Genomic DNA, 25,300 nt, shown 5'->3' with positions numbered 1-25,300 from the left:
GCGGTCACGGGAGTTGGGGGGCGGACGATGATCAGATCCCGGGCGGTGCCCACGAACGGCCTGTCTCCCGTGTACGACGAAACCGGTGCCGCGTCCGCGCGCTTCCTCCTGTGGCTGGCCGCTCAGACCGGCGGCACCGCCGGAAACCGTGTGGCCAGCGCCGCGTACGCACCCCATGAGCGGTGCAGCCTGGAACTCGTCGAGGACGTCGTGGAGCGGCTGGCCGGGCTCGGCTGGATCGCCGTGCACAACGACTCCGGTGCCGTGCCGCCGCTGGTCAGCCCGACCGGAACCGGACTCGCGGAGGCACACGCCTGGGACGAGGCCTACGCCGACCGGGACGCCCGGCGCCGGTACGCCAAGGCGGCCCTGTTCGCCTGGTGGGACCGGGCCGGGCAGCACCGCAGCGGCGAGCCGAACGCCGAGGCCTTCCTCTGGGCGCGGGAGGCCTTCTACTGCGGCAGACAGCTCGAATTCGAGGATCTGAAGTACGCCAGGGACCATCTGGACCTGCCCACCCCGGTGCACTTCACCGTCGCCGAGCAGGGCGCCGGGGTCTTTCTGTCCTTCGAGCAGCTGGCCCAGCTCGTGCAGGCGTCCCGCCCCGACCTGTCGGAGAGCGACAGCGAGGTGCGGCAGGTGCGCGAGCTCGCCGGGGCCCTGACCGAGGCCTCGCGGCGCGGTGCCGAACCCGATGCCGGCACGGTGGAGCGCTTCCTGCAGCACAGCAGGGACCTGGTGCAGGCCGGCGGCAGGGGGGCGGGCTCGATGAGCAGGGAGATGGGCTCCGGCATCGTGTCCGACATCATCCGCTCGGTGCTGGGGCTGGGATGAGCGAACCCGCGAGCCCCGCGACCGCGGCGGAGGGCCAGATCCCGGAGGTGTACGCGCGCCAGCCCCTGCTGCGGCAACTGGTGCCGCGCCTGGTCGGGCTCGAGCGCGACCACCAGCGCAGACGACGGCACCACGAGTTCGCCGAGGACCTGCCCGTGGTGCTGCTCAGCGGGCGGCACGGCACCGGCAAGAGCGCCATGCTGGGCGACCTCCAGCACGCCTACGCGCCGGACGCGGGCCCCTGGCCGGGGCCGCGCGTGCCGTTCGCGCGGATCAACTGCACGGAACTGCAGGAGCGGGCCAGGGTCGGCCCGGAGATCTCCAACAACTCCTACGCGGTGGAAGTCCTGGTCGAGCTCGTCACCCAGCTGTCCCGCCCCGTCGCGGGCTTCGGGCGGCTTCGCTTTCCCCGGACCACCGCCGGGCTGCTCGCCGTGATCTCCGCCCGGCGCCCCGGCAACGACGACGAACTGCGGGTGGCCGACCGGCACGCGGCGGCCCTGATGGGCGCGCCGACGGACGAGGGCCCGCCCCCGACCTGGGACGCGCTCTTCCGCGCGGCACTGCCCCCGTCCCCCGACGGTGTCTCCCCCGACCCCGCGGGGTTTCCCGAGGCGGCCGTGCGCACCTATCTGGGCAGGCAGTACCGATGGCGCTCGCGCAGGCTCGCCTCCCGCCATCTGATCCGCTGGTACGAGAGCTACCGCAACGAGGCCGACAACCGGCTGCGCGGCATGCCGCCGGGCGCCGCCGGACATCCGCCACGGGTGCCGGCCGCGGAGCGCGCACAGGCCGTGGCCCGGCTCTGCCAGGAGTTCCACCAGGGCCGCGGCTTCAGGCGCGGCGTCGAGCGCATGCTGATGGCCGCGTTCCTGACGGACGTGCGCTACGGGCCGTTCCGGCGCGCCAACCGCGCCCCGCGCCCCCTGGTCCTCCTCGACAACGTGCACACCGACCCCGGCCGCGACTTCCTCGAACTCCTCCTGGAACAGCGGGCGCGGCAGAGCCGCGGCGCCCAGGACCAGCTGGTGGTGATCGCCACCGAGCTGCGGGGCGACGACAGCTCGGCCGCGCCCGGCGAGGAGAACGACCCGTACCCGGAGGCCGCGCACCGGTCGATGCACGAGATCGGCGCGAACTCCTGGTGGACCCGCAGCGGCACCGATCCCTCGGCGGGCGTGCTGGTCCTGCCGCTCCCGCCGCTCGACACGGAGCACCTGGAGAGCATGCTCAAGCGCGACGACCGGGCCTCCTTCGACCCGTACATCGCCACCGCCGTCCACGATCTGACCCGGGGCCATCCCATGGGCGCCCGTCGGCTGTGCGACGCCGTGGTGCACAAGGCGCGCACCGGGGAGTGGGTCGCGGCCGAGGAACTCCTCGATCTGACCCATCCCGGCGGCACCGGTGAATCCGTCATCTGGCGGCTGCTCAACACCCTGGTCGGCAGCGAGAACCACGACGAGCTGTGCCTGTTCTCGCTGGCCTGGGACCGGGAGGCGGCCGAGGAGCTGGCCGAGCGGTGGGTGCCGCGCCGGATCGACGGCCTGGCCGCGGCGGACGGCGGGGCCGCCCTGCTGGAGCGGGAGGGCTGGTCGCGGGGGCCGGGCAGCCGGCCGTTCATCACGGACCGCTTCCTGCGCGCCCTGCTGGTGCACCAGATGCGCAGCGGGCGCGGCGGCAGCGGGGTGGACTGGTTCGGCGCGCACGCCCTGCTCGCCGAGCACCACCGGCGGCGGGCCGAGAGCCGCTCGGGACAGGCGGCGCGCGACGAGCGGTGCCGCTTCCTGTGGCACCGGCTCGCCGGGGGAGAGGCGCAGGAGGTCGTCGACGTGCTGCACGCCGACTTCCTCCGGGAGGACGGCGACGCGGTCGACTGGCTGTACACCCTGCGCACCGTGGCCCATGCGCCCCGCCCGCCGGGGGACGTCTGGTTCGAGCAGTGCCAGGAGGTCGGCAAGGGCCGCCGGGACCGGCTTCAGCTCCAGGCGGACCCGGGGGTCGGCCTGGAGAAGCAGGCCGTCAACCGGCTGCTGCACGCCCTGTGGTACGCGGCGGACGAACTGGCCGAGGCGGACCGGACCCTGGCCGACCGGATCGGCCAGGACCTGTCCTTCCTCTCCGCCCAGCATCTGACCGGCCGCGCGGTCCTGGCCCAGGCCGCCATCCGCTGGCCGCGCGCCGTGCGCGACGGCGGCGACTGGCCTGTGGAACGCCGCTGGCAGGGGGACCAGCCGCGAACGGGAGGGAGGCGATGAGCCGGATGAGCCCGATGGACCGCCGGAACTGGGTATGGCTGCCGGGCCGACTGCGCTTCAGGGTGCTCGGCCTGATCGACGTGGTGGCCCTGTGGGTCGTGGTCGCCGCGCTGCTGGGGGCCGGTACCTGGTGGGGCCTCGACACCTACTGGAAGCATCGCGACTACTGCACCGGGGATCTGGAGCTGCGGCGGATGGGGCCGCGCGACGAGTGCATCGGGGTCACGGCTTCGGCGTACGGCTTCGCCGCGGGCCTCACCGACGTCCTGGGCAGGATCGAGAAGGAGAACAGGGCGGCACTCGACTCGGGCAGGCGGGTGGTGAGCGTCGCCGTCGTCATGCCGTACACCCAGGAGACCGATGGCGCGGCCATGTCGGAGCGGCTGATCCGGCACTCCCTCCAGGGCGCCCATGTCGCCCAGCACCGCTACAACCAGGATTCCGACACGGCCATCCAGCTCCTCTTCGCCAACGTCGGCGAGAACCTGGACCACTGGCGGGCCGTGACCGAGGAACTGGCCTCCCGTGTCACCGGCGAGGCCCCCGTGGTCGCGGCCATCGGCTTTCCCAACAGCAACGACAAGACGCTCGCCTCCGTGCGGGAAGGACTCGGACCTGACGGCATCCCGGCGGTCAGCGCGGTCCTCAGCTCCCGTGACATGGAGGACCCCTACCTCTTCAAGGTCTCGCCCTCCACCAACCAGCTCGTCGACGCGCTCAAGCACTACGTGCGGGCGAACAGCGTGAACGACGAGGACACGTTCATGATCGCCGACGATCAGAAGGCCGACAACTACGTCAAAAACCTCCGCAGGGTCTTCTTCGAGGAGTTCGGCGAGGACTACGGCATCACCGACGACGCGGTGGAGTCGCGGATCGCGACGTACCGCGGCAAGCAGGGCTCGGAAAGGGGGGAGAAGCGCCAGTTCCGGCAGGCGGTGACCAGGATGTGCGCGGCCCGTGCCAAGACGGTGTTCCTGGCGGGCCGCGATGTGGACCTGCCGCCCTTCCTGAGCGCCATCGCCCAGGACCCCTCCTGCAACCAGGGCACGGAAGACGAGCCGTTGCGCATCCTGCGCGTCAGCACCGGCCGCGACCCGGACACCGAGACCGGCCCGATGCGGGACATCGCGGAGCGCAAGCACATCGAGATCGTGACCGCGGCCGCCGTGGACGCCCCCCGCTGGCGTGCGGGAAGTCCCGGTGACAAACAGGTTCCCCAGTACTTCGGGACCTTCGCCCGCTCCTACGAGCAGTTCTTCGACGGGGAGCGGGACAACGCCCTCAACGACGGTTACGCCGTGATGTACCACGACGCCCTCGCCGCGGTCGGCAGAGCCGTGACCGAGGCCGAGACCAACGGGGTCACCGCCATGGATCACAGCGACGTCTACGACGAACTGCGCCGCCTCAACACCTCCGAACGCTGCGCCGGCGGATGCGTGCCGGGCGCGAGCGGCGTATTCGCCTTCGCGAACGAGGACATCAGGCTGGACAAGGGCGAGAAGGAAGAGGCCGTGGTCGGGCGGTGGCCGGTCTGCAAGCCGGTGCCCATAGTGACCTTCCCGGACGATCCCCGGGACGCGACGCCGCTGTACCGCACCTACCGCGAGCAGGGCCGGAACGCCTGCCCCGATCTGTGATCCCGGCGAGGCTCCCCCGGCCGCCCCGCGCGCGTTAGGTTGAGCGCGTGCGATTGAGAGTGGAGTTCACGACCGAGCCCTTCGACCTCGACGAGGCACCCGCGCACGCGCTGGTCGCCCGTGAGGTCGTCGAGGCCGCCGAGCTCGACGCGGTGGACGTCGGCCCGTTCGGCAACACGGCGGAGGGTGGCACCGACGCCGTGCTCACCGCCGTGGACGCCCTGCTGCGCAAGACCCTGGAGGCCGGCGCCACCCGGATCTCGCTCCAGGTCAACGTGGTCGGGGAGGGCGATCAGTGACCGGCACCGGGGACGAGCCCTTCATCGCGGCCGTGAAGCCGCTGGTCGACGCCATGGGCGGGGAGATCCTGCCGCCGGACGAGGCCGGCCCCGAGGACGTCGTGCTGTCCTGGGAGGGTGCCGACGTCGTCGCCGTGCGCCTGCCCCAGCTCGCCGACTCCCTGGACCACATCCTGGCCGCCATGGAGCGCAGGAAGGGCAAGCCGCTGGCCGATCTGGACCGCAAGGCCAAGCAGGAGGTCGTACGGATACTCGAGGCGCGCGGCGCCTTCTCCGTGCGGCATGGCGTGGAGACCGTGGCGAGCGCGCTCGGGGTCAGTCGCTTCACGGTCTACAACTATCTCAACCGTGAGAAGGGTGTCTGAGGTGAGCTGATTCGGGGAGATGGGACACCAGGGGTGTCCGGCCCGGTTTCATCACCGCGAATTTTCAACAAAGTGTTGACGTCTCGTCGTCGTAGGGCGTTAGCTATCGGCACGCCCGTTCAGTACGAAGGCCCTTCGCGGCCACGGAGGCTCCCGTGACGTCGAATTCCACGCCCCCGGGCCTGGCCCGGTTCAACGCCCTGGAGGAGCACGCGGCCCACGCCGCTCTCCACGAGGCGTGCGCCTCCACGGCATGGGCGACGCGGCTGCTCGCCGCCCGCCCCTACGCCACCGTCGACGACCTCCACCAGGCCAGTGACGCGGCCATGGCCGAGCTGACCGCCGAGGACCTCGCCGAGGCCATGGCCGGGCACCCGCCGATCGGCCGCCCCAAGCCGGGCGACCCGACCTCGGCCCGGGAGCAGCGCGGCATGGCCGGCGCCTCCGAGGAGCTCAAGGCGGAGCTGCTCGAACTCAACCTGGCCTACCAGGACCGGTTCGGCCATGTCTTCCTGATCTGTGCCACCGGCCGGACCGGCGAGCAGATGCGCGACGCGCTCAAGGAGCGGATCGGCAACTCGCCGGAGCAGGAGCGGGAGATCGTCCGCACCGAGCTGGGCAAGATCAACCGTATCCGGCTCGCCCGGCTCGTCGAAGAGGAAGCCTGACACCATGAGCACCAGCACCACCGCTTCCGTGTCCACGCACATCCTGGACACCAGCGTCGGCCGCCCCGCCGAGGGCGTCGCCGTCCGGCTCGCGGCCCGCAGCGGCCGGGATGCCGACTGGCAGGCGCTCGGCGGCTCCGCGACCGACACGGACGGGCGGTGCAAGGACCTCCCGGCGCTGCCGGAAGGGACCACCCACGTACGGCTCGACTTCGCGGTGGAGCCGTACTTCGAGAAGAAGCAAGCCGATGCGCAGCAGGACGCCCCCGCGAATCGGGACAGCGGTGCCGTGTTCTTCCCCGAGGTGGCGATCACCTTCGCCGTGAAGCCCGGGGAGCACTACCACGTACCGCTGCTGCTCAACCCGTTCGGCTACTCCGTATACCGAGGGAGCTAGCAGACACATGCCCACGATCCTGGGACAGAACCAGTACGGCAAGGCCGAGAACCGAGTCGTAAAGATCACGCGGGACGGCGCCACCCACCACATCAAGGACCTCAACGTCTCCGTCGCCCTCTCCGGCGACATGGACGAGGTCCACTACTCCGGCTCCAACGCCCATGTGCTGCCGACCGACACCACCAAGAACACGGTGTACGCGTTCGCCAAGGAGCACGGCATCGAGTCCGCCGAGCAGTTCGGCATCCACCTGGCCCGGCACTTCGTGACCAGCCAGGAGCCGATCAGGACGGCCCGGATCCGCATCGAGGAGTACGCCTGGGAGCGGATCGAGGCCTCCGACGCCAACTCGCAGTTCATCGGCGCCGACGAGGTCAAGCACTCCTTCGTCCGCAAGGGCCAGGAGACCCGGCTCACGCAGATCACCTACGACGGTGAGAAGTGGGAGGTCGTCTCCGGTCTGAAGGACCTGGTCGTGATGAACTCGACCAACTCCGAGTTCTGGGGCTACGTCAAGGACAAGTACACGACGCTCCAGGAGGCCTACGACCGCATCCTGGCCACCCAGGTCTCCGGTCGCTGGCGGTTCAACTGGACCGACGACGAGCAGCGGATGCCCAACTGGGAGAAGTCGTACGAGCAGACCAGGAAGCACATGCTCCACGCCTTCGCCGAGACCTACTCGCTGTCGCTGCAGCAGACCCTGTACCAGATGGGTTCGCGCATCATCAACAACCGCAGCGAGATCGACGAGGTCCGCTTCTCCCTCCCGAACAAGCACCACTTCCTGGTGGACCTGGAGCCGTTCGGGCTGAAGAACGACAACGAGGTGTACTTCGCCGCCGACCGCCCCTACGGCCTGATCGAGGCCACGATCCTCAGGGACGGCTGCGAGGCGAAGATCCCCGTGGACCTCACCAACCTCTGATCCACTCCCTCTTTCGGCACCCGTGGCCGGGGAACCCAGGTTTCCAAGGCTCCCCGGCCCGGCACTCAAAACTCCAGGGTCCTGCCGTGCCCTCTCCCCTGAGTCCACTGAGCGAAAAGGACGAATCATGGCAGCAGCCCAGCGCATCGTCATCGAGAACTGTTCGATCGCGACCGTCGACGCACACGACACCGAGTACGCGACCGGGTACGTCGTCATCGCCGGCAACCGAATCGAGGCGCTCGGCGCGGGCAAGGCCCCCGAGGGCCTGGAGAACGTCGTACGCCGCATCGACGCCACCGGGCATCTGGTCACCCCCGGCCTGATCAACACCCACCACCACTTCTACCAGTGGATCACCCGGGGGCTGGCCACCGACCACAACCTCTTCAACTGGCTCGTCGCCCTCTATCCGACGTGGGCGCGCATCGACGAGCAGATGGTGCGCTCCGCCGCGCAGGGCTCGCTGGCGATGATGGCCCGCGGCGGTGTCACCACCGCCATGGACCACCACTACGTCTACCCGCGGGGCTCCGGCGACCTGTCCGGCGCCATCATCGGCGCCGCCCGCGACATGGGCGTCCGCTTCACCCTGGCCCGCGGCTCCATGGACCGCAGCGAGAAGGACGGCGGACTGCCGCCGGACTTCGCCGTCGAGACCCTCGACGGCGCGCTGGCCGCGACCGAGGAGACCGTCAAGCAGTACCACGACGCCTCCTTCGACGCGATGACCCAGGTCGCCGTCGCCCCCTGCTCCCCGTTCTCCATCTCCACCGAACTGCTCAGGCAGGGTGGCGAGCTGGCCCGCCGCCTCGGCGTGCGCATGCACACCCACGGCTCGGAGACGGTCGAGGAGGAGAAGTTCTGCCACGAGCTGTTCGGCATGGGCCCGACCGACTACTTCGAGTCCACCGGCTGGCTCGGCGAGGACGTGTGGATGGCGCACTGCGTCCACATGAACGACTCCGACATCGCCGCCTTCGCCCGCACGAAGACCGGCGTCGCCCACTGCCCCTCCTCCAACGCCCGCCTCGCGGCCGGCATCGCCCGCGTCCCCGACATGCTCGCGGCCGGCGTCCCGGTCGGCCTCGGCGTCGACGGCACCGCCTCCAACGAGTCCGGCGAACTGCACACCGAACTGCGCAACGCCCTGCTCATCAACCGCCTCGGCGCGCACAAGGAAGCGGCGCTGAACGCCCGGCAGGCGCTGCGGCTGGGCACGTTCGGCGGCGCCCAGGTCCTGGGCCGCGCCGCCGAGATCGGCTCGCTGGAGCCGGGCAAGCTGGCCGACCTGGTGCTGTGGAAGCTGGACACCCTCGCCCACGCCTCCATCGCCGACCCGGTGACCGCGCTGGTCTTCGGCGCGGCGGCCCCGGTCACCGCCTCGTTCGTCGACGGCCGACAGATCGTGGCGGACGGGCGGCTGCTCACGGCCGACGAGGACGCGATCGCCCGCTCGACGCGGGACGAGGCGCAGCGCCTGGCGCGGATCGCCGCGCAGGGCTGACCAGTTGAAGATCTCCGGTCGGGAGGGACGGCTCCCGACCGGTGGCCGTGGACCCGAGCGGGGTCCATGGCGGCCGTCTCCGGGGCGTACGTGGACGCGTGCGCCCCGGAACGGTCTCCGTTTCCCCCAGAACGGGCCCGTCCCCGGTCCCGCACGACCGCGCACCACCTCCTTGAACCCGCGTCAGAGCCGACGCGTTAAACCGACCGGAGGAGAGCCGCATTGTCCGCCCACCCCGTCGACGAGAAACTCCCCGCCCTGAAAATGGCGACCACGGGCTTGCAGCACGTGGCCGCGATGTACGCGGGAGTCGTCGCCCCACCCCTGATCGTCGGCGCCGCCATAGGCCTGACCGCCGCCGAACTGACCTTCCTGACCGGCGCCTGCCTCTTCACCGCGGGCATCGCCACCTTCCTCCAGACCCTCGGCATCTGGAAGATCGGCGCCCGGCTGCCCTTCGTCAACGGCGTCACCTTCGCCGGCGTCGCCCCCATGACGGCCATCGTCGCCTCCACCGAGGACAAGTCCGACGCCCTGCCGGTCATCTTCGGCGCGGTGATCGTCGCAGGTCTCCTCGGCTTCCTCGCCGCCCCCTTCTTCAGCAAGGCCGTGCGCTTCTTCCCGCCGGTGGTGACGGGTACGGTCATCACCCTGATCGGCATCTCCCTCCTCCCGGTCGCCTTCGGCTGGGCACAGGGCCCCGACCCGGCCGCCCACGACTACGGTTCGGCGACGAACCTGGGCCTGGCGGCCGTGACCCTGCTGATCGTGCTGCTGCTGCGCCGCTTCACCCGAGGGTTCGTCAAGCAGATCGCCGTCCTGCTGGGCCTGGTGATCGGCACGCTCATCGCGATCCCGTTCGGCGTCACGGACTTCGCACCGGTGGCGGACGCGGACGTCATCGGCTTCCCCACCCCGTTCCACTTCGGCGCCCCGCAGTTCCAGCTCGCCGCGATCATCTCGCTGTGCGTGGTGATGGTGGTGTCGATGACCGAGTCGACGGCCGACATGCTCGCGCTCGGCGAGATCGTCGAGCGCCCCGCCGACGAGAAGACCATCGCCGCGGGCCTGCGCGCCGACACCCTCGGCTCCGCGATCAGCCCGCTCTTCAACGGCTTCATGTGCAGCGCCTTCGCCCAGAACATCGGCCTGGTCGCCATGACGAAGATCCGCAGCCGCTACGTCGTCGCCGTGGGCGGTGGCTTCCTGGTGCTGATGGGCCTGTGCCCGATGGCCGCGTCGCTCATCGCCGTCGTACCGCGCCCGGTGCTGGGCGGCGCGGGCGTGGTGCTGTTCGGATCGGTCGCCGCGAGCGGCATCCAGACCCTCGTCCGGGCCGGCCTGGAGAAGGACAACAACATCCTCATCGTCGCCGTCTCACTGGCCGTCGGTATCATCCCGATCACCGCGCCGGAGTTCTACCACGCCTTCCCCGAGACGGCGAAGATCGTCCTCGACTCCGGCATCTCGACGGGCTGCGTCGCGGCGGTGGCCCTGAACCTGGTCTTCAACCACCTGGGCAGGCGACCGGACGACCAGGACGTGACCCATCCGATGGAGTCCGGCGAACACATCGCGACCGCCCGCTGAACCCGGGGCGCGGCACCGACGGGCGCCGCGCCCTCACACAGCCCCGAGCGGTCGCCGTCTCACCGCCCGCTACAGGCCGAACAGGCTGGGATCCGCTGCCAGTTCCTTGAAATACCGGTCCGGATTGCTCACCATCCGGCGCTCCTTGAGGTCCAGCAGGCCGCCGGTCGCCGTGAGTTCGGCCGCCACCGTGCCGTCCGCCTTGCGTATCGTCTGCTGGATGCGGAAGGTCTTGCCGCCCGACCACTCGAAGGCGCACGTCACGTCGACCTCGTCACCGGCGAGGAGTTCCCGCCTGTAGCGGATGGTGGTCTCCAGGGCGACGGGGCCCACCCCCTTGCCGATGAGGCCCGCCTGGGTGATGCCCGCGGCCTGGAGCAATGACCAGCGGGCGTGCTCCGCATAGTTGATGTACACGCTCTGATTGACGTGCCCCTGCACGTCCGTCTCATAGCCGCGGACGGTGACCCGGACGGAAAACGGCTCGCTCACTGCTTCCCCTTCTCGCAATTCGCTGTCCTGTGCACCGATCTTGGCATGCCCCTCATGCCCGGCGCGGGGAAGCCAGCAGATAGCGCGCCCTGGTACGCGGCTCGGTGTACTCGCCGACCTGCCAGCCCGCCTCCTCCAGTGTCGCCGCGCACGCCCGCAGCCGCGCGCCGTCGGGATCACGCACGGCGACCGCCTCCGGCTGCGGGGTCGCCCGCACCCGGTAGCCGTCCTCCGCGTCCTGCCCGGCGGGGACCCGCCCGGCGGCCTCCAGCGCGAGCGCCGCGGCCTGCACCAGATGCGTACGCTCCCAGCCGCACGGCCGGTCCATGGCCCCGTCCCGATTGGTCATCCGGCGCAGCTCCAGCAGCCCCTGCCAGGCGCCGCGCACCTCACGCAGCCGGGCGGGACCCGATGGCGGGGCCTGCTCACCGCCGATCCGCGCGGCGAACACACCCCGGGCCTCGGAGACGGCGGGCTCCTCGGGCGCCGTCGGTTCGGACTCCCGTATCCGATGGCCGGCCGGCGTCAGAAAGTGGTCGTGCGGCGGACGCGGGTGCCGGAAGGCGAGCCCCCGCCTCACCAGCGCCGCGAGCTGCGCCTCCGTACCCTTCAGCCGCCCGGTGACGGGGTCGGCGGCGTCGATGACACGCCGCTGGGCGGCGGTCGGTGGCCTGGTCACGGCGTGCTCCTCCCCGGGCGCTCGGACACCGGCCCCACCCGCTGGGCAGGCACCGGAAGCATCTGCTGGGAAGGCTACGACCCGGGTCTGACATTCCACCCCGCGATCACCGGCCGACCGTGCTCCGTGCTCAGCCGGCACAGCGTTCCCGTCGCCAGCTGGAACAGCGCCCCGTCCGCCGCCGGCAGCCCGAGCCGCCGGGCCGTGAGCACCCGCAGGAAGTGCCCGTGCGCCACGAGCACCACGCATCCCTCGGTGTCGGCGAACGCGGCGTCCACCTTGGCCAGCATCCGGTCGGCGCGCTCCCCGACCTGCTCGGGGCTCTCTCCGGGACGGTCGGGCGGGCCCGGCGCGACGCCGTCCGTGAACAGGAACCACCCCGGCCGCTCGCGCTGGATCTCGACGGTCGTGACGCCCTCGTACCCGCCGTAGTCCCACTCCCGCAGATCGGCGTCGATCCGCACGCCGCGCAGCCCGATCAGCTCGGCCGTCTCCCGCGCCCGCTGTGAGGGACTGGCGAACGCCGCCCCGATGCGATGCGAGCGGATCAGCGGCACGAGCCGTCGCGCCTCGTCCCGTCCGTGCTCGGTGAGCGGCACGTCCGTGCGGCCGGTGTGCCGGCCGGAGCGGGACCACTCGGTCTCGCCGTGCCGGACGAGAAGGAGATCACTCATGCCTCACAGGCTAAGAGCCCACCGCTCCAGCTCCGCGAAGTCACGCTCCCGCAGCCCCTTGCGCGCGTCGACCGGCAGCAGCAGCGCGGCAGCGTCGTGGTGGGCCGCGACATGCCGTACGTCGAGGTCGGTGACCATGTCGTCGACCCAGACGAACGGCCGCCCCGCCGCCCACGCCAGCACGTGCCGGGTCTTCCAGTACAGCCCCTCGGGATCCCTCCCGAACAGCTCGGGCCACTCGATGACCGGCAGATCACCGGGCAGCCCGATCACCGGCGCGATCATCTCGTTGGCCTGGTGCTGCCAGGTGGTCGCCCACGCCAGCTCGTACGGCAGCGTCAGCAGCCGCGCCCCGTGCCCCGGATGCAGCCGTACCTTCAGACCGCGCCGCAGCCGCCGGGACCCCGGCCGCTGCCGGGCCGACCAGTTGGCGGGGCGCAGCCGGCGGGTGACATAGCCGCGATGGCGGAGGAACGGGGCGCGGAAGGGGTTGAGGGGGCCGTCCACGTCGAGGAGCAGCAGCGGGCGGGTGCTCATGGACCCTTCCTACCCGCCCGGGCCCGCTCACACCTGCCGATACCCGCTCAGGAACCGCCCGATCCGCCCGATCGCCGCCTCCAGGTCCTCCGCGTAGGGCAGGGTGAGGATCCGGAAGTGGTCCGGGGTCGGCCAGTTGAAGCCCGTGCCCTGGACGACCTGGATCTTCTCCCGCAGCAGCAGGTCCAGGACGAACTTCTCGTCGTCGTGGATCTTGTGCATCTTGGGGTCGATGCGCGGGAAGGCGTACAGCGCGCCCTTCGGCTTCACGCAGGACACGCCCGGGATCTCGTTGAGCTTCTCCCAGGCCACATCGCGCTGTTCGTGCAGACGGCCGCCCGGTGTGGTCAGCTCCCGGACCGACTGGCGGCCGCCGAGCGCCGCCTGGATGGCGTACTGGGCGGGCGCGTTGGCGCACAGCCGCATGGAGGCCAGCATCGTCAGGCCCTCCAGGTAGTCCTTCGCGTGCTGCCGCGGGCCGGTGACCACCAGCCAGCCGGAGCGGAAGCCCGCCACCCGGTAGGTCTTGGACAGTCCGCAGAAGGTGAGGACCACCAGGTCGGGGGCGAGGGTCGCGACCGAGTGGTGCACGGCGTCGTCGTAGAGGATCTGGTCGTAGATCTCGTCGGCGAAGACCATCAGGCCGTGCCGGCGGGCGAGGTCGAGGATGCCCTCGAGGATCTCCTTGGGGTAGACCGCGCCGGTGGGGTTGTTGGGGTTGATGATGACCACCGCCCGGGTGCGGTCGGTGATCTTCGACGCCATGTCGTCCAGGTCCGGGTACCAGTCGGCCTGCTCGTCGCACAGGTAGTGCACCGCCTTGCCGCCGGCGAGGGTGGTCACCGCCGTCCACAGCGGGAAGTCCGGGGCGGGGATCAGGATCTCGTCGCCGTCCTCGACCAGGGCCTGTACGGCCATGGAGACCAGCTCGGACACGCCGTTGCCGAGGAAGACGTCGTCGACGCCGACCTCCAGGCCGAGCGTCTGGTAGCGCTGGGCCACGGCCCGGCGGGCGGAGAGGATGCCGCGCGAGTCGGTGTAGCCGTGCGCCTGGGGGAGCATCCGGATCATGTCCTGGAGGATCTCCTCCGGCGCCTCGAAGCCGAAGAGCGCGGGGTTGCCGGTGTTCAGGCGCAGCACGCTGTGGCCCGCCTCCTCCAGCGCGTTCGCATGCTCGATCACCGGGCCGCGGATCTCGTAGCAGACCTCGCTCAGCTTGCTCGACTGCCGGAACTCCATGCGCGCTCGCCTCTCCGGTTTCGGGTGTTGCTTGGTTTTACCAAGTTTCAGCTTGGAAAGTCCAACAACTTGTCTACACTGCGTCGCATGTCACCTCGCCGAAGCTACGACCAGTACTGTTCCGCCGCCCGCGCGCTCGACGTCGTCGGCGACCGCTGGACCCTGCTGATCGTCCGGGAGCTGCTGGCCGGCCCGCGGCGCTACACCGACCTGCATGCCGACCTGCCCGGCGTCAGCACGGATGTGCTCGCCTCCCGGCTGAAGGACATGGAGCGGGACGGCGTCAGCACGCGGCGCAGGCTGCCGCCGCCCGGCGCGGCGTACGTGTACGAACTCACCCCGCGCGGACGCGAGTTGCTGCCTGTGCTGCAGGCGCTGGGGGAGTGGGGACAGGCCGAGCTCGGCGGGCGGCGGCCCACCGACGCGGTGCGCGCGCACTGGTTCGCGCTGCCGCTGCTGCGCGCGCTGGAGGGCGAGGGGCTGGTCGAAGTCCGGTTGGAGGAAGGGGACTTCCACCTGTACGTCGGCGCCGAGGACGGGCCGGTCTACGGGGACGGGCCCGCTCCCGGGGAGCCGGACGCGCGGCTGGTCCTGGGCTCCGGGACGGGCGAGGCGGTGGCGCGCGGGGAGCTGAGCCTGGCGGAGGCCGTACGGGACGGCCGTATCGAGGTGAGCGGGGACGGGACCCTGGCCAAGATGCTGCGCGAGGGCTGACCACGGCGAACGGCGAAAGGGCCCGCCGTCCGGGAGGACGGCGGGCCCTTTCGATGTTCCGTCAGGCTCCCGGCGGCACCCGGGACGGCCGTCCCGACCCGCGCGTCAGCGCGTATCCGCCGATGCCCGCGAGCGCGGACAGCAGACCGCCGAGCGCCGTCCACACCCACCGGTCGGACCAGCAGCCGGAGGCCCAGCCGTCCTCGGGCTCGATGCCGGACAGCACCGCCGAGGCCGACGAACTCCCCTCGTCCTCCTTCGACTTCACCGCGACACCCGGCACGAGCGGCTCGGCCAGCGAGCCGTCGACCGCCGCCGAACCGCCGATGTCCTTCGAGTCGACCCGGACCGATGTGTCCACCGGCAGACCGAGGTCGGAGGTGGGCACGGCCACGGCCGTCAGCCGGAGGTAGTACGTGCCCGGCAGCGGATCATTGGCCCATGGCTCCGACCAGGCGCGCACGGTGCGCAGGACGCAGGTCAGCTCCACGGAGCCGGCGCCCGCCGCGGCGGTGCGCGTCTGGGCCCCGTACTGGCAGGACTGGCGGCGGCGCAGACCGTCGTACACGTCGATCTGCCAGGTCTCGGCGGCGTGCGTGTCCGGCAGCTTCACCGTCGCCTTCACGGTCGGGCGCTGCCCGGCGTCCGCGGGGAACGACCAGTACAGGTAGTCGCCCGTGGAGGCGCCCGCGGTGGCCGACTGTCCCTGCTCGATCTCGGTCGCCGTACGGAAGGACGTGCCCGCCTGGGTCGGCGCGCCGCCGTCCTCCGACGCGCTCGGCGACGGCGAGGAGTCGGCTGCCGCCGGGGCGGCGGCCAGCCCGATCATCAGCGCCGCCGCGCTCAACACACGTGTGATCCGCATCAGTTGGTCCTCCAGACCGCGACCCGCCAGCGCGACAGCCAGCCCCAGACGAGACCGGCGAGGAAGCCGGTGAGGATCAGCGCGCCGAGCAGCCACCAGCCGCGCCCGAGGCCGAAGGCGGCCACGTCGCTCGACCCGCCGGGCCCGTGCACGACGTCGACGGTTATCTCGAGCGGCAGCCCGGGCGTGGTCTGCACGCCGGCGGCCGCCGCGAAGGAGTGGGTGACCTGCAGGCACACGGTCTCGGGCGCGGTCTCCCCCTCCGCGTCCTCCGACTCGGCCCTCGGGTAGCGCAGGCCCGTCGAGACCACATCGGTACGGCCGTTGCCCGCCGCCTCGCCGCGCACGATCTCCCGGCCGCGCTCGCTCACCGCCCGCAGCAGCACCCCGTACGAGGGGCCCACCGCGCGGTCGGCCGCGACGCTCACCGAGGCGCGCAGCTCCCAGCCGTCCGGCACCTTCACGCGGTACCAGCGCTGCTGCCCGAACTCCTCCCGGTCCGTGTACAGACCGGAGTCCAGCGTGGGCGCCTTCGCGCACTGGTCGGCGCCCGTCGTCGCGACCGGCGTCACCACCGGATCGGCCGCCCGGTCGACCAACTGGTTGACCTTGTCGGCGAGTTCGTCGGTGTGCTCGACCGAGGTGAACGTGCCGCCGGTCGCCTCGGCGATACAGCTCAGCTGCTGCCGCAGCTTGGTGTTCGGGACCAGGCCCAGCGTGTCGATGGTCAGGCCGATGCCCTTGGCGGCGATCTCCCGGGCCACCTCGCACGGGTCGAGCGGGGCGCAGGTGTCCTCGCCGTCGCTGATCAGCACGATGCGCTTGGAGCCCTCGCCGCCGTCCAGGTCGTCGGCCGCCTTCAGCAGCGCCGGGCCGATCGGCGTCCAGCCGGTGGGCGCCAGCGTCGCCACCGCCGCCTTCGCCTCGGTGCGGTCCAGCGGGCCGACCGGGTAGAGCTGCGCGGTGTCCTTGCAGCCCGTCTTGCGGTCGTCGCCCGGGTAGTTGGCGCCCAGCGTGCGAATGCCGAGCCGGACCTCTTCCGGTGTCGCGTCCAGCACCTCGTTGAAGGCCTGCTTCGCCGCGGCCATCCGCGACTGGCCGTCGATGTCCTTCGCCCGCATCGAGCCGCTGACGTCGATCACGAGATCGACCTTCGGAGCGGTGGCGGTGGTCTCGTCGGCGCTCGCCCCGGCCGGGAAGACCAACCCGGCCGTGAGCGCGGCGAGCAGGGCACAGACCCCGGCCGCCAGCCGTTGTGTTCTGATCATCGGCGGATCCTATTGATCAGAGGTGTCCCGCTCCAAAACGAGCCCGGAACACCTGCCCGACCACCCGTCAGAACACCTCGGAGGCCAGCGGATTGGGCAGCTCGGCCCACTGGTCCCCGGGCGTCCCCGGCGACAGCCGCATCAGCGACAGCGCCTTCGTCGGCAGCGGCTCCCGGCGCAGCGCGGCCAGATCCACGGTGCCCGGCAGTTCCCGTACGACCGCCTCCAGCGCCCCGCGCAACGCCGTACCCGAGCCCGCCGTACCCGCGAGCGCGCCGGCCACCAGCGAGCCGAACAGCTTGCGGCGCAGGAGCGTCACCTCGTCCGTGACGACCCGGCCGGTCAGCTCCGGCACCGGGATGCCGTGCCGGGCCAGCCGCGCCGGACTCACCCGGATGTCGGCGAGGTCGCGGTAGACCAGCCGCACCGGGGAGCCGTCGGCCGACAGCACCACGAGCAGGTTCTGGCCGTGCGCCTCCAGCGCCACGCCCAGCTCCAGCAGCCGCAGTCCCACGGTGAGCGCGAGCCGTGTGAACTCGGCCAGCCACGCCGGGGACCGGGGCAGCTCGGTGGTGGCCAGCGCCGCCACCGGCACGACCCGCTCGCCGGGCCCGGCGTACTCCCGCGGCGACTGGCGCACCACCGCCGCCAGATCCGGCGAGTCGGCCGTCGCGGCACCCAGCGTGCGCGTGACGTGCAGCAGCCCGTCCATGCGGGCCGCCAGCGTCTCCGCGAAGTCCGACAGCGTGGCCGACAGACCGATGGAGTACCCCGAGATGTCCCGCACCGAGGACGTCAGCCGGGCGCTCAACGCCGTCTTGACATGCGGCCCTTGGGGGAGGGCGAGCGTGCGCAGCGACATCAGCGGATGCGCGGCGATCCCGCCGGCGAAGGGATCGCGGGGGCGCTTGAGCACATGCTCGGCCTGCCACGGATGCACCGGGATCAACAGCCGCGCCCCGTCCCGCATCCCGTCCGGCCACGCGCCCGTCAGCAGGCACTCGTCCGCCCGCACCGGCACCAGCCCCAGCGTCACCACCGGCCGGTGCTCGGGCCCGTACGCCAACTGCTCGGCGACCGAGAACCCGGGCCGGGAACGGCAGTTGGGGTGGAACGGATGCCCGTCCACGACCCGCTGCTCCCACTCCCAGTCCCGCCCCGGCCACTCCTTCGAGTGACCCGCCTGCCCGGCCCGCGACAGCGCCAACGAGGCGACACTGTGGCCGAGTTCCGCGGCGAAGGACGCGCCGTGCGGTACCGCGAGCGCGGTCATCAGCCGGGCCGGATCGTCGTACGGCGTCCCGTCGAGGCGTACGGCGGTGACGTACGCGGCGGTGGCGTACGGGTCGGCGCGCGGGCCGTGCAGCCGGCGGCCGTCCGAAAGGCGCAGGGTGAGGCCCTCCCGGGCGGGCTCGCGGCGGGCCACCCAGGGCAGCGGCTCATGGGCGAGGGCACGCCACAGCCGGGTCAGCACGGCCGCGCGGGCCCCGGGGAGTTCGGCCGCGTACCGCGACATGAGCCCGGGTCGGGCATCGGCCAGTTCTGCGGCGACCTCGGCCTCGGCGCTGGGGAGACGGTGCACGGGCGGGCTCCTCGGGTACGAGTAGGGCGTCGGGGCAGGCGCCGACGACAGACATACTGATCGTCTTCCCACCGGAACGGACCGCAGAGAACGAGTGGATCGCGTGCACCCCAACCCTCCGACCCCGGCGGACGTCGCGGAACGCGCCGACGCCCGCGCGCTCGCGCCCCTGCTCAACTGCCTGCTGCGCGAGGTGGCCGAACCGCTCCAGGAGCCCGGGGTGGACGACGGGCGGCGGGTGTACCGGCTGCCCGGTACGGGCCGGCTGCTGCGCGTCCGCGGTGAGCGGCGGCCCGCCGAACCCGAGGTGCGGGTGTCCGGCGCCTGGCAGCGCCTCGGGCACACCGAGCTGGTCAAGCTCGTCGCCGACGAACTGCGCCGGCACACCGGTCTGTCCAACCACGAGCTGCCCGCCGAGATGATCGACAGCCGGGACGCGGTGGCCGCGCTGCTCACGGCACGCGCGCGTACGACGCCGCCGGACGACCTCTATCTGCGCTCCGAGCAGTCCCTGCTGACCGGCCACCCCCACCACCCCGCCCCCAAGGCGCGCGGCGGCGGCCCGGTCGCCGCCTGGCTGCCGTACGCCCCCGAGGCGCACGCCCGCTTCCCGCTGACGCTGCTCGGCGTGCGTGAGGACGCGGTCGTCGAGGAGGGCGACACCTCCGCCCTGGACGCCCTCGGCCAGGCCCCGCCCGGCTACCGGCTGCTGCCCGCGCACCCCTGGCAGCTCGACCTCGTCGATCTCACGCCGGCCTACGCCGACGGCCGGCTGATCCGGCTGGGCACGACCGGCTTCGACACCTGGCCGACCGCCGCGATCCGCACCCTGTACGCCCCCGGCCACGACCTGTTCCTCAAGTTCAGCCTGGATGTGCGCATCACCAACGACATCCGCCGGCTGTGGCGCCACGACCTGCTCAGGCTCCGCCGCACCGACCAGGCGACGGCCACCGCCTTCGCCGCGCTGGACGGCCCCGCCGCCTGGCTCGGCGACCGCGGCTACCGCACCGCTGGCTTCGCCTTCGAGGAACTCGCCGTGCTGGTCCGCGACGGGCTGCGGGACAGCGTGCTGCCGGGCGCGACGCCGCTGCTCGCCGCCGGGCTCGTCGAGGGCTTCGACGGCAGCCCGCTCGACGCCGTCCGGAACCCGGCGGCCTGGTGGGAGGCGTATCTGGCCCAGGTCGTCCCGCCCGCCCTCGCGGCCTTCGCCGACCACGGCGTCGTACTGGAGGCACATCTGCAGAACACGCTGGTCGCCGTCGACACCCGCGGCATGCCGGTGCAGGCCCTGTTCCGGGACGCCGAGGGCGTGAAGCTGCTGCCGGAGGTGTCCCGGGCGGCGGGCTGGGAGCGGCTGGTGTACTGCCTGGTCGTCAACCACCTCGTCGAGATCGCCGGCGCCCTCGCCGCACATCGGCCGACCCTGGACCCCTGGCCGGCCGTACGCCGGGAACTCGCCCGCCACGACCTCCCCGAGATCGCCGGCCTGCTCACCGCGCCCACCCTGCCCGGCAAGACGAACCTGCTGCTGCGCTGGACGAACGCCGGCGGCGCCGACGCCCGCTACCGCCCGCTGAAAAACCCGCTGGCCAGTACATGATCTGAATTACCCTGGCCGGTGTGCTGCGCCAAGTGACTGCCGTCCGATACGTGACCCCGCTGCGGTCCGGCGGCTCCGTGCCCGCAGTCGTCGAGGCCGACGACCTGGGCACGTATGTCGTCAAGTTCACCGGCTCCGCGCAGGGCCGCAAGGCGCTGGTCGCCGAGGTGATCGTCGGCGAGCTGGCCCGCGCCCTGGGGCTGCGCTTCCCCGAACTGGTCCTGGTCCACTTCGACCCCGCGATCGCGGACGACGAGCCGCACCAGGAGGTACGGGACCTGCACGCCGCCAGCGCGGGAGTCAACCTCGGCATGGACTTCCTGCCGGGCGCGCGGGACTTCACCCCCGAGGTCGCCAAGACCTTCCGCGTCGACCCGCTGGAGGCGGGCCGGATCGTCTGGCTGGACGCCCTGACCGCCAACGTCGACCGTACGGTCCACAGCTCCAACCTGATGATCTGGCCGACCCTCGGCACGGTCCCGCCGCGCCTGTGGCTGATCGACCACGGGGCGGCCCTGGTCTTCCACCACCGCTGGGACGGCTCGGACCCCGAGAAGACCTACGACTTCCGCCACCACGCCCTCGGCCACTACGCCCCCGACGTGCGCGCCGCGGACGCGGAGCTGGCGCCCAAGGTGACGCGGGAGCTGCTGCGCGAGGTCGTCTCCGAGGTGCCGGACGCCTGGCTCACCGACTTCGCCACGCCGGACGAGGCGCGCGCGTCCTACGTCGCCCACCTGCACGCGCGCGTGCGGGCGTCGTCCGCGTGGCTCCCCACCGACTTCCCCACCCGGGAGGAACTCGCCGCCGAGGAGGCCCTGCGGGCGGCGAGGACACAGGCAGGCCGGCCGAAGTGGCTGAAGCGGGTCCCCGACCTGCACGGCAGACCGGCCGTGGAACACGATGGGTCGGTGCACCTCGGATGAGTGGCCGTGTCGAGATCGAGTACTGCACCCAGTGCAGATGGCTGCCCCGCGCGGCCTGGCTGGCGCAGGAACTGCTCACCACCTTCGAGGCGGAGCTGTCCGAGCTGGCCCTGAAGCCAGGCAAGGGCGGGGTGTTCGTCGTGCGCGTGGACGACGAGGTGGTCTGGGACCGCAAGGAGCAGGGCTTCCCCGAGCCGACGGCGGTCAAGCAGGCCGTACGCGACCGAGTGGCCCCGGGAAGGTCCCTGGGCCACTCGGACAGGTCCGCGCGGGAGTAGCTCAGCCCTTGAGCTGCTCGTAGGCCGGCAGCGTCAGGAAGTCCGCGTAGTCCTCGTCGAGGGAGACCTCCAGGAGCAGGTCGTGGGCCTGCTGCCAGTGGCCGGCCGCGAAGGCCTCCTCGCCGAGTTCGCTCCTGATGTTCTGGAGCTCCTCGGCGGCGACCTTGCGGGCCAGCTCCGGGGTGGCCTTCTCGCCGTTCTCGAACTCGACGCCCGCGTTGATCCACTGCCAGATCTGGGAGCGGGAGATCTCGGCGGTGGCCGCGTCCTCCATGAGGTTGAAGATGGCGACCGCGCCGAGCCCGCGCAGCCAGGCCTCGATGTAGCGGATGCCGACCTGGACGGCGTTGACCAGGCCCGGGTAGGTCGGCTTGGCGTCCAGCGAGTCGACGGCGATCAGGTCGGCGGCCTCGACGTGGACGTCCTCGCGCAGGCGGTCCTTCTGGTTCGGCTTCTCGCCGAGGACCTTGTCGAAGGACTCCATCGCGATCGGGACCAGGTCGGGGTGGGCCACCCAGGAGCCGTCGAAGCCGTCGCCGGCCTCGCGGTCCTTGTCGGCGCGGACCTTCTCGAAGGCCACCTTGTTGACCTCGGCGTCCCGGCGGGACGGGATGAACGCCGCCATGCCGCCGATCGCGTGCGCGCCGCGCTTGTGGCAGGTGCGGACGAGGAGTTCGGTGTACGCGCGCATGAACGGGGCCGTCATCGTCACCGCGTTGCGGTCCGGCAGGACGAACTTGGCGCCGCCGTCACGGAAGTTCTTGACGATGGAGAACAGGTAGTCCCAGCGGCCGGCGTTCAACCCTGAGGCGTGGTCGCGCAGTTCGTAGAGGATCTCCTCCATCTCGTACGCCGCCGTGATCGTCTCGATCAGGACGGTGGCGCGGACGGTGCCCTGCGGGATGCCGACGTAGTCCTGCGCGAAGACGAACACCTCGTTCCAGAGTCGGGCCTCCAGGTGCGACTCCGTCTTCGGGAGGTAGAAGTACGGGCCCTTGCCGAGGTCGAGCAGGCGCTGGGCGTTGTGGAAGAAGTACAGGCCGAAGTCGACGAGGGCGCCGGGCACCGGCTGCCCGTCGACCTGGAGGTGACGCTCGTTGAGGTGCCAGCCGCGCGGGCGCATGACGACGGTCGCGAGTTCGTCGTTCGGGCGCAGGGCGTACGACTTGCCGGACGCCGGGTCGGTGAAGTCGATGTTGCGGGTGTAGGCGTCGGCCAGGTTGATCTGCCCCAGGACGACGTTCTCCCAGGTCGGCGCGGAGGCGTCCTCGAAGTCGGCGAGCCAGATCTTCGCGCCCGAGTTGAGGGCGTTGATGGTCATCTTGCGGTCGGTGGGGCCGGTGATCTCGACCCGGCGGTCCTGCAGCGCGGGCGGGCAGGGAGCCACCCGCCAGGAGTCGTCCGCGCGGATCGCGGCGGTCTCCGGGAGGAAGTCGAGCGTGGAGGTGCGGGCGATCTCGGCGCGGCGCTCGGCACGGCGGGCGAGGAGTTCGTCACGCCGGGGCGTGAACCGGCGGTGCAGCTCGGCCACGAAGGCGAGGGCCGCCTCCGTGAGGACCTCCTCCTGCCGGGGCAGGGGCTCGGCGTCGACGATGGCCAGCGGGGACGGCGCTGGTGCGGACATGAGCTGTCACTTCCTTCAGCGGTGGCACCGGGTGCCAAGAGGCACGAACAAGGCAGTTGGCACCCGCTGTGCGGCCAGGTGCTTCTGAGCAGTGGATAGTAGTTTTCTCATTGTGGAATTTCAATTGTTTGTTGACATCGAGATTCTCTGAGTCGAGGCAAGGTGGCGCTCCGTGCCACCCCGCTCACTCAAGGTGGACCAGGTCGTCGACCGTGTCGATGTCGTACGGCCGCGCCACGTCCCCGCACTCGACGAGCCTGATCACCTCCTCGTGCTCCTTCAGATAGGCGCGAGCCCCCTTGTCCCCGGTCGCTGCCGCGGCGATACCCGCCCAGTGGGCGGCGCCGAAGAGCACGGGATGGCCGCGTACCCCGTCGTAGGCGGCCGAGACGAGCGAGGTGTCGTCCTCGTACGCGGCGAGCACGCGCGCGACCGCCTCCGGCCCGATGCCGGGCTGGTCGACGAGCGAGACCAGCGCCGCCCGCGCCCCCGTGCCGGCGAGCGAGTCGAGCCCGGCGCGCAGCGACGAACCCATCCCCTCGGCCCAGTCCGGGTTCTCCACCAGGACGCAGCCGCCGAGCTCCGCCTGCTCCCGTACGGCCGCCGCCCGGGCGCCCAGCACCACATGGACCCGGTCGCAGCCGGCCGCGCGCAGCACCCCGACCGCGTGCTCGACGAGCGGCCGGCCGCGGTGCCGGAGCAGGGCCTTGGGCCGTCCGCCCAGGCGTCGTCCGCCGCCGGCCGCGAGGAGCAGCCCGGCGACCGGGGAGGCATTGTTCTCCGTCATGCGTCCTGCATACCTGACACCCGCGCGAGAGCCCGACTTCCAACGACTGAATTTCCGTCCACGCGGTGGCGCTTCGGCATCGGGTGGCGTTTACTGACCCGCGTCCCCGGCGCCCGAGCTATGCCAGGGGTGCTCGGCGAGGGGCGCGCGACCAAGGGCGCACAACGGTGTGTGAGGGGGGAGAGCTTTGTTGCGGAGCTTGGGACAGAGGCCGGTGACGGGCAGCGACGAGGACCCCAGGGTGGCGGAACTGCGGACGGCGGTGGCCCGTCTGCGCCGCGAACTCGCCGCGCATCCGGCCGAGTTCCCGGACCGGGCGATCGCCGAGGACGAGCTCGCCGCACTGGCCGCGATGGCGATCTCCGGGGCGCCGGAGACACCCCGGCTGCGGAGGTCGCTGCTGCTGATCGCGGGGGCGATCGGGTCGGTGAGCGCGCTGTCCCCGGGACTTACACAGGTGCGCGACGCGGTGGAGCTGTTCGGGCAGCAGCCGCGGAGCTAGGTCCGGCCGCGGAGCTAGGTCCGGCCGCGGAGCTAGGTCCGGCCGCGGGGGTCGGCCCGCCCATCACGCCGTGGTCGACCGGTTGGCGGCCGGAGCGGGCGCACTCGGTGCATGCCTTGAGCCGGGTGCCCGGGGGCGGCGCGAGGACGATCTCCCGCGAGCCGTGCCGGTCGGTGAGGCACCCGGGCCGGTGCCGCGTCGGAGTCAGGCGGGGTTCTGGGTGGCCAGCGCCTCGGACAGCTCGTCGGCGACCTGCTGGAGCACCGGCACGATCTTCTCCGTGGCCGCCTCGGTGACCCGGCCCGCCGGACCGGAGATCGAGATCGCGGCGGCGGTGGGGGAGTCGGGGACGGAGACCGCCAGGCAGCGCACGCCGACCTCCTGCTCGTTGTCGTCGACCGCGTAGCCGTTGCGCCGCACGTCCTCCAGCGCCGCGAGGAAGCCGTCCGGGGTGGTGATCGTCTTCTCCGTGGCGGCCGGCATCCCGGTACGGGACAGCAGCGCCCGCACCTCCTCCGGCGGGAAGGAGGCGAGCAGCGCCTTGCCGACGCCCGTGGAGTGCGGCAGCACGCGCCGGCCGACCTCGGTGAACATGCGCATCGAGTGCTTGGACGGCACCTGGGCGACGTAGACGATCTCGTCGCCGTCGAGCAGGGCCATGTTCGCCGTCTCGCCGGTCTCCTCGACCAGCCGGGCGAGGTAGGGGCGGGCCCAGGTGCCCAGCAGCCGGGACGCGGACTCGCCGAGGCGGATCAGGCGCGGGCCGAGGGCGTAGCGGCGGTTGGGCTGCTGGCGTACGTATCCGCAGGCCACCAGCGTCCGCATCAGACGGTGGATGGTGGGCAGCGGCAGCCCGCTGCTCGCGGACAGCTCGCTCAGACCGACCTCACCGCCCGCGTCCGCCATCCGTTCCAGCAGGTCGAAGGCGCGCTCGAGGGACTGGACACCGCCGCTGTTGGTGGACCTGGCGGAGTCGGTGGTGCTGGCGCTGGACGTCGGCACGGCGCGTTCCTTTCGGGACCGGTGGGAGGGAAGAAG

The 25,300-nt window shown here is 71.9% G+C and carries 26 protein-coding genes; 15 read left to right on the top strand and 11 right to left on the bottom strand.

What is annotated here, in order from left to right:
* Positions 1-27 precede the first annotated feature (27 nt).
* From IM697_RS31660 to IM697_RS31615, 10 genes are all read left to right on the top strand, one after another.
* On the top strand, positions 28-834 hold the full coding sequence (locus tag IM697_RS31660) for a hypothetical protein (protein WP_194039506.1): 807 nt from the start codon (positions 28-30) through the stop codon (positions 832-834).
* Positions 831-3,092 carry a hypothetical protein gene (locus IM697_RS31655; RefSeq protein WP_194039505.1) on the top strand — a complete coding sequence of 754 codons (2,262 nt, stop codon included), beginning with the start codon at positions 831-833 and terminating at the stop codon, positions 3,090-3,092. The genes IM697_RS31660 and IM697_RS31655 overlap by 4 nt, the downstream gene beginning before the upstream one ends.
* Positions 3,089-4,735 (top strand): type 1 periplasmic-binding domain-containing protein, encoded by a 1,647-nt coding sequence (locus IM697_RS31650; RefSeq protein ID WP_194039504.1) that lies wholly within the window; start codon positions 3,089-3,091, stop codon positions 4,733-4,735. Before IM697_RS31655 ends, IM697_RS31650 begins: the two co-directional genes overlap by 4 nt.
* A gap of 47 nt (positions 4,736-4,782) precedes the next feature.
* Positions 4,783-5,034, top strand: a complete 252-nt coding sequence (locus IM697_RS31645) for a YkoF family thiamine-binding protein (protein ID WP_194039503.1) — start codon at positions 4,783-4,785, stop codon at positions 5,032-5,034.
* Positions 5,031-5,399 carry a helix-turn-helix domain-containing protein gene (locus tag IM697_RS31640; RefSeq protein WP_194039502.1) on the top strand — a complete coding sequence of 123 codons (369 nt, stop codon included), beginning with the start codon at positions 5,031-5,033 and terminating at the stop codon, positions 5,397-5,399. The genes IM697_RS31645 and IM697_RS31640 overlap by 4 nt, the downstream gene beginning before the upstream one ends.
* A 155-nt stretch (positions 5,400-5,554) precedes the next feature.
* Positions 5,555-6,067, top strand: coding sequence for a 2-oxo-4-hydroxy-4-carboxy-5-ureidoimidazoline decarboxylase (gene uraD / locus IM697_RS31635; RefSeq protein WP_194039501.1), 513 nt, complete (start codon positions 5,555-5,557; stop codon positions 6,065-6,067).
* 4 nt (positions 6,068-6,071) lie between these two features.
* Complete coding sequence (gene uraH, locus IM697_RS31630; RefSeq protein WP_194039500.1) at positions 6,072-6,464, top strand: hydroxyisourate hydrolase; 393 nt, start codon at positions 6,072-6,074, stop codon at positions 6,462-6,464.
* Positions 6,465-6,471: 7 nt separating this feature from the next.
* Positions 6,472-7,395 carry a factor-independent urate hydroxylase gene (pucL, locus tag IM697_RS31625; protein ID WP_194039499.1) on the top strand — a complete coding sequence of 308 codons (924 nt, stop codon included), beginning with the start codon at positions 6,472-6,474 and terminating at the stop codon, positions 7,393-7,395.
* 127 nt (positions 7,396-7,522) lie between these two features.
* The gene (locus IM697_RS31620) at positions 7,523-8,902 is read left to right on the top strand and encodes an 8-oxoguanine deaminase (protein ID WP_194039498.1); all 1,380 of its coding nucleotides are present in this window, start codon (positions 7,523-7,525) and stop codon (positions 8,900-8,902) included.
* A 222-nt stretch (positions 8,903-9,124) separates the two neighbouring features.
* A complete protein-coding gene (locus tag IM697_RS31615) occupies positions 9,125-10,492 on the top strand; it encodes a nucleobase:cation symporter-2 family protein (protein WP_194039497.1) in 1,368 nt (455 codons plus the stop codon).
* Positions 10,493-10,561: 69 nt separating this feature from the next.
* Here the strand turns inward: IM697_RS31615 and IM697_RS31610 are convergent, their stop codons facing one another.
* The 5 genes from IM697_RS31610 to IM697_RS31590 form a co-directional block, all read right to left on the bottom strand.
* The gene (locus IM697_RS31610) at positions 10,562-10,984 is read right to left on the bottom strand and encodes an acyl-CoA thioesterase (RefSeq protein ID WP_194039496.1); all 423 of its coding nucleotides are present in this window, start codon (positions 10,982-10,984) and stop codon (positions 10,562-10,564) included.
* A gap of 52 nt (positions 10,985-11,036) precedes the next feature.
* Positions 11,037-11,663 (bottom strand): hypothetical protein, encoded by a 627-nt coding sequence (locus IM697_RS31605; RefSeq protein WP_194039495.1) that lies wholly within the window; start codon positions 11,661-11,663, stop codon positions 11,037-11,039.
* Between the two features lie 74 nt (positions 11,664-11,737).
* Positions 11,738-12,337, bottom strand: a complete 600-nt coding sequence (locus IM697_RS31600; protein ID WP_194039494.1) for a histidine phosphatase family protein — start codon at positions 12,335-12,337, stop codon at positions 11,738-11,740.
* A 3-nt stretch (positions 12,338-12,340) separates the two neighbouring features.
* Positions 12,341-12,874, bottom strand: coding sequence for an HAD domain-containing protein (locus tag IM697_RS31595; protein WP_194039493.1), 534 nt, complete (start codon positions 12,872-12,874; stop codon positions 12,341-12,343).
* A gap of 27 nt (positions 12,875-12,901) precedes the next feature.
* Entirely contained in the window at positions 12,902-14,113 is a 1,212-nt protein-coding gene (locus tag IM697_RS31590) for a pyridoxal phosphate-dependent aminotransferase (RefSeq protein ID WP_194039492.1), read from the bottom strand.
* Positions 14,114-14,200: 87 nt separating this feature from the next.
* Here IM697_RS31590 and IM697_RS31585 point away from each other — a divergent pair, with 87 nt between their 5' ends.
* Positions 14,201-14,827, top strand: a complete 627-nt coding sequence (locus tag IM697_RS31585) for a winged helix-turn-helix transcriptional regulator (RefSeq protein ID WP_194039491.1) — start codon at positions 14,201-14,203, stop codon at positions 14,825-14,827.
* Positions 14,828-14,888: 61 nt separating this feature from the next.
* Here IM697_RS31585 and IM697_RS31580 read toward each other — a convergent pair whose 3' ends face one another.
* The 3 genes from IM697_RS31580 to IM697_RS31570 all read right to left on the bottom strand — a co-directional run bounded on the left by IM697_RS31580 (position 14,889) and on the right by IM697_RS31570 (position 18,542).
* The gene (locus IM697_RS31580) at positions 14,889-15,692 is read right to left on the bottom strand and encodes a hypothetical protein (RefSeq protein ID WP_194039490.1); all 804 of its coding nucleotides are present in this window, start codon (positions 15,690-15,692) and stop codon (positions 14,889-14,891) included.
* Positions 15,692-16,960, bottom strand: coding sequence for a VWA domain-containing protein (locus tag IM697_RS31575; protein ID WP_194039489.1), 1,269 nt, complete (start codon positions 16,958-16,960; stop codon positions 15,692-15,694). Before IM697_RS31575 ends, IM697_RS31580 begins: the two co-directional genes overlap by 1 nt.
* A gap of 67 nt (positions 16,961-17,027) precedes the next feature.
* Positions 17,028-18,542 (bottom strand): IucA/IucC family protein, encoded by a 1,515-nt coding sequence (locus IM697_RS31570; RefSeq protein WP_194039488.1) that lies wholly within the window; start codon positions 18,540-18,542, stop codon positions 17,028-17,030.
* A gap of 94 nt (positions 18,543-18,636) precedes the next feature.
* Between IM697_RS31570 and IM697_RS31565 the strand changes: the two genes are divergently transcribed.
* Genes IM697_RS31565 through IM697_RS31555 form a run of 3 tightly spaced genes read left to right on the top strand, consistent with a single transcriptional unit; the run spans position 18,637 to position 21,349 of the window.
* Entirely contained in the window at positions 18,637-20,145 is a 1,509-nt protein-coding gene (locus IM697_RS31565; protein WP_194039487.1) for an IucA/IucC family protein, read from the top strand.
* Positions 20,146-20,165: 20 nt separating this feature from the next.
* A complete protein-coding gene (locus IM697_RS31560) occupies positions 20,166-21,071 on the top strand; it encodes a HipA family kinase (protein ID WP_194039486.1) in 906 nt (301 codons plus the stop codon).
* A complete protein-coding gene (locus tag IM697_RS31555) occupies positions 21,068-21,349 on the top strand; it encodes an Rdx family protein (protein WP_194039485.1) in 282 nt (93 codons plus the stop codon). Before IM697_RS31560 ends, IM697_RS31555 begins: the two co-directional genes overlap by 4 nt.
* 1 nt (position 21,350) lies before the next feature.
* On the opposite strand, the gene aceB is transcribed toward IM697_RS31555, so the two are convergent.
* Both aceB and IM697_RS31545 read right to left on the bottom strand, forming a co-directional pair.
* Positions 21,351-22,973 (bottom strand): malate synthase A, encoded by a 1,623-nt coding sequence (gene aceB, locus IM697_RS31550; RefSeq protein ID WP_194039484.1) that lies wholly within the window; start codon positions 22,971-22,973, stop codon positions 21,351-21,353.
* A gap of 184 nt (positions 22,974-23,157) precedes the next feature.
* Complete coding sequence (locus IM697_RS31545) at positions 23,158-23,760, bottom strand: nucleotidyltransferase family protein (RefSeq protein WP_194039483.1); 603 nt, start codon at positions 23,758-23,760, stop codon at positions 23,158-23,160.
* A gap of 214 nt (positions 23,761-23,974) precedes the next feature.
* Here IM697_RS31545 and IM697_RS31540 point away from each other — a divergent pair, with 214 nt between their 5' ends.
* Positions 23,975-24,262, top strand: a complete 288-nt coding sequence (locus IM697_RS31540) for a DUF5955 family protein (protein WP_194039482.1) — start codon at positions 23,975-23,977, stop codon at positions 24,260-24,262.
* Between the two features lie 204 nt (positions 24,263-24,466).
* Here the strand turns inward: IM697_RS31540 and IM697_RS31535 are convergent, their stop codons facing one another.
* Complete coding sequence (locus tag IM697_RS31535) at positions 24,467-25,264, bottom strand: IclR family transcriptional regulator (protein WP_194039481.1); 798 nt, start codon at positions 25,262-25,264, stop codon at positions 24,467-24,469.
* Positions 25,265-25,300 lie beyond the last annotated feature (36 nt).

Origin of the sequence: Streptomyces ferrugineus, assembly GCF_015160855.1 — a bacterium.
GTDB lineage: Bacteria > Actinomycetota > Actinomycetes > Streptomycetales > Streptomycetaceae > Streptomyces > Streptomyces ferrugineus.
The sequence above is the reverse complement of the archived record's forward strand: the minus strand, read 5'-3'. Positions and strand labels throughout refer to the sequence as shown.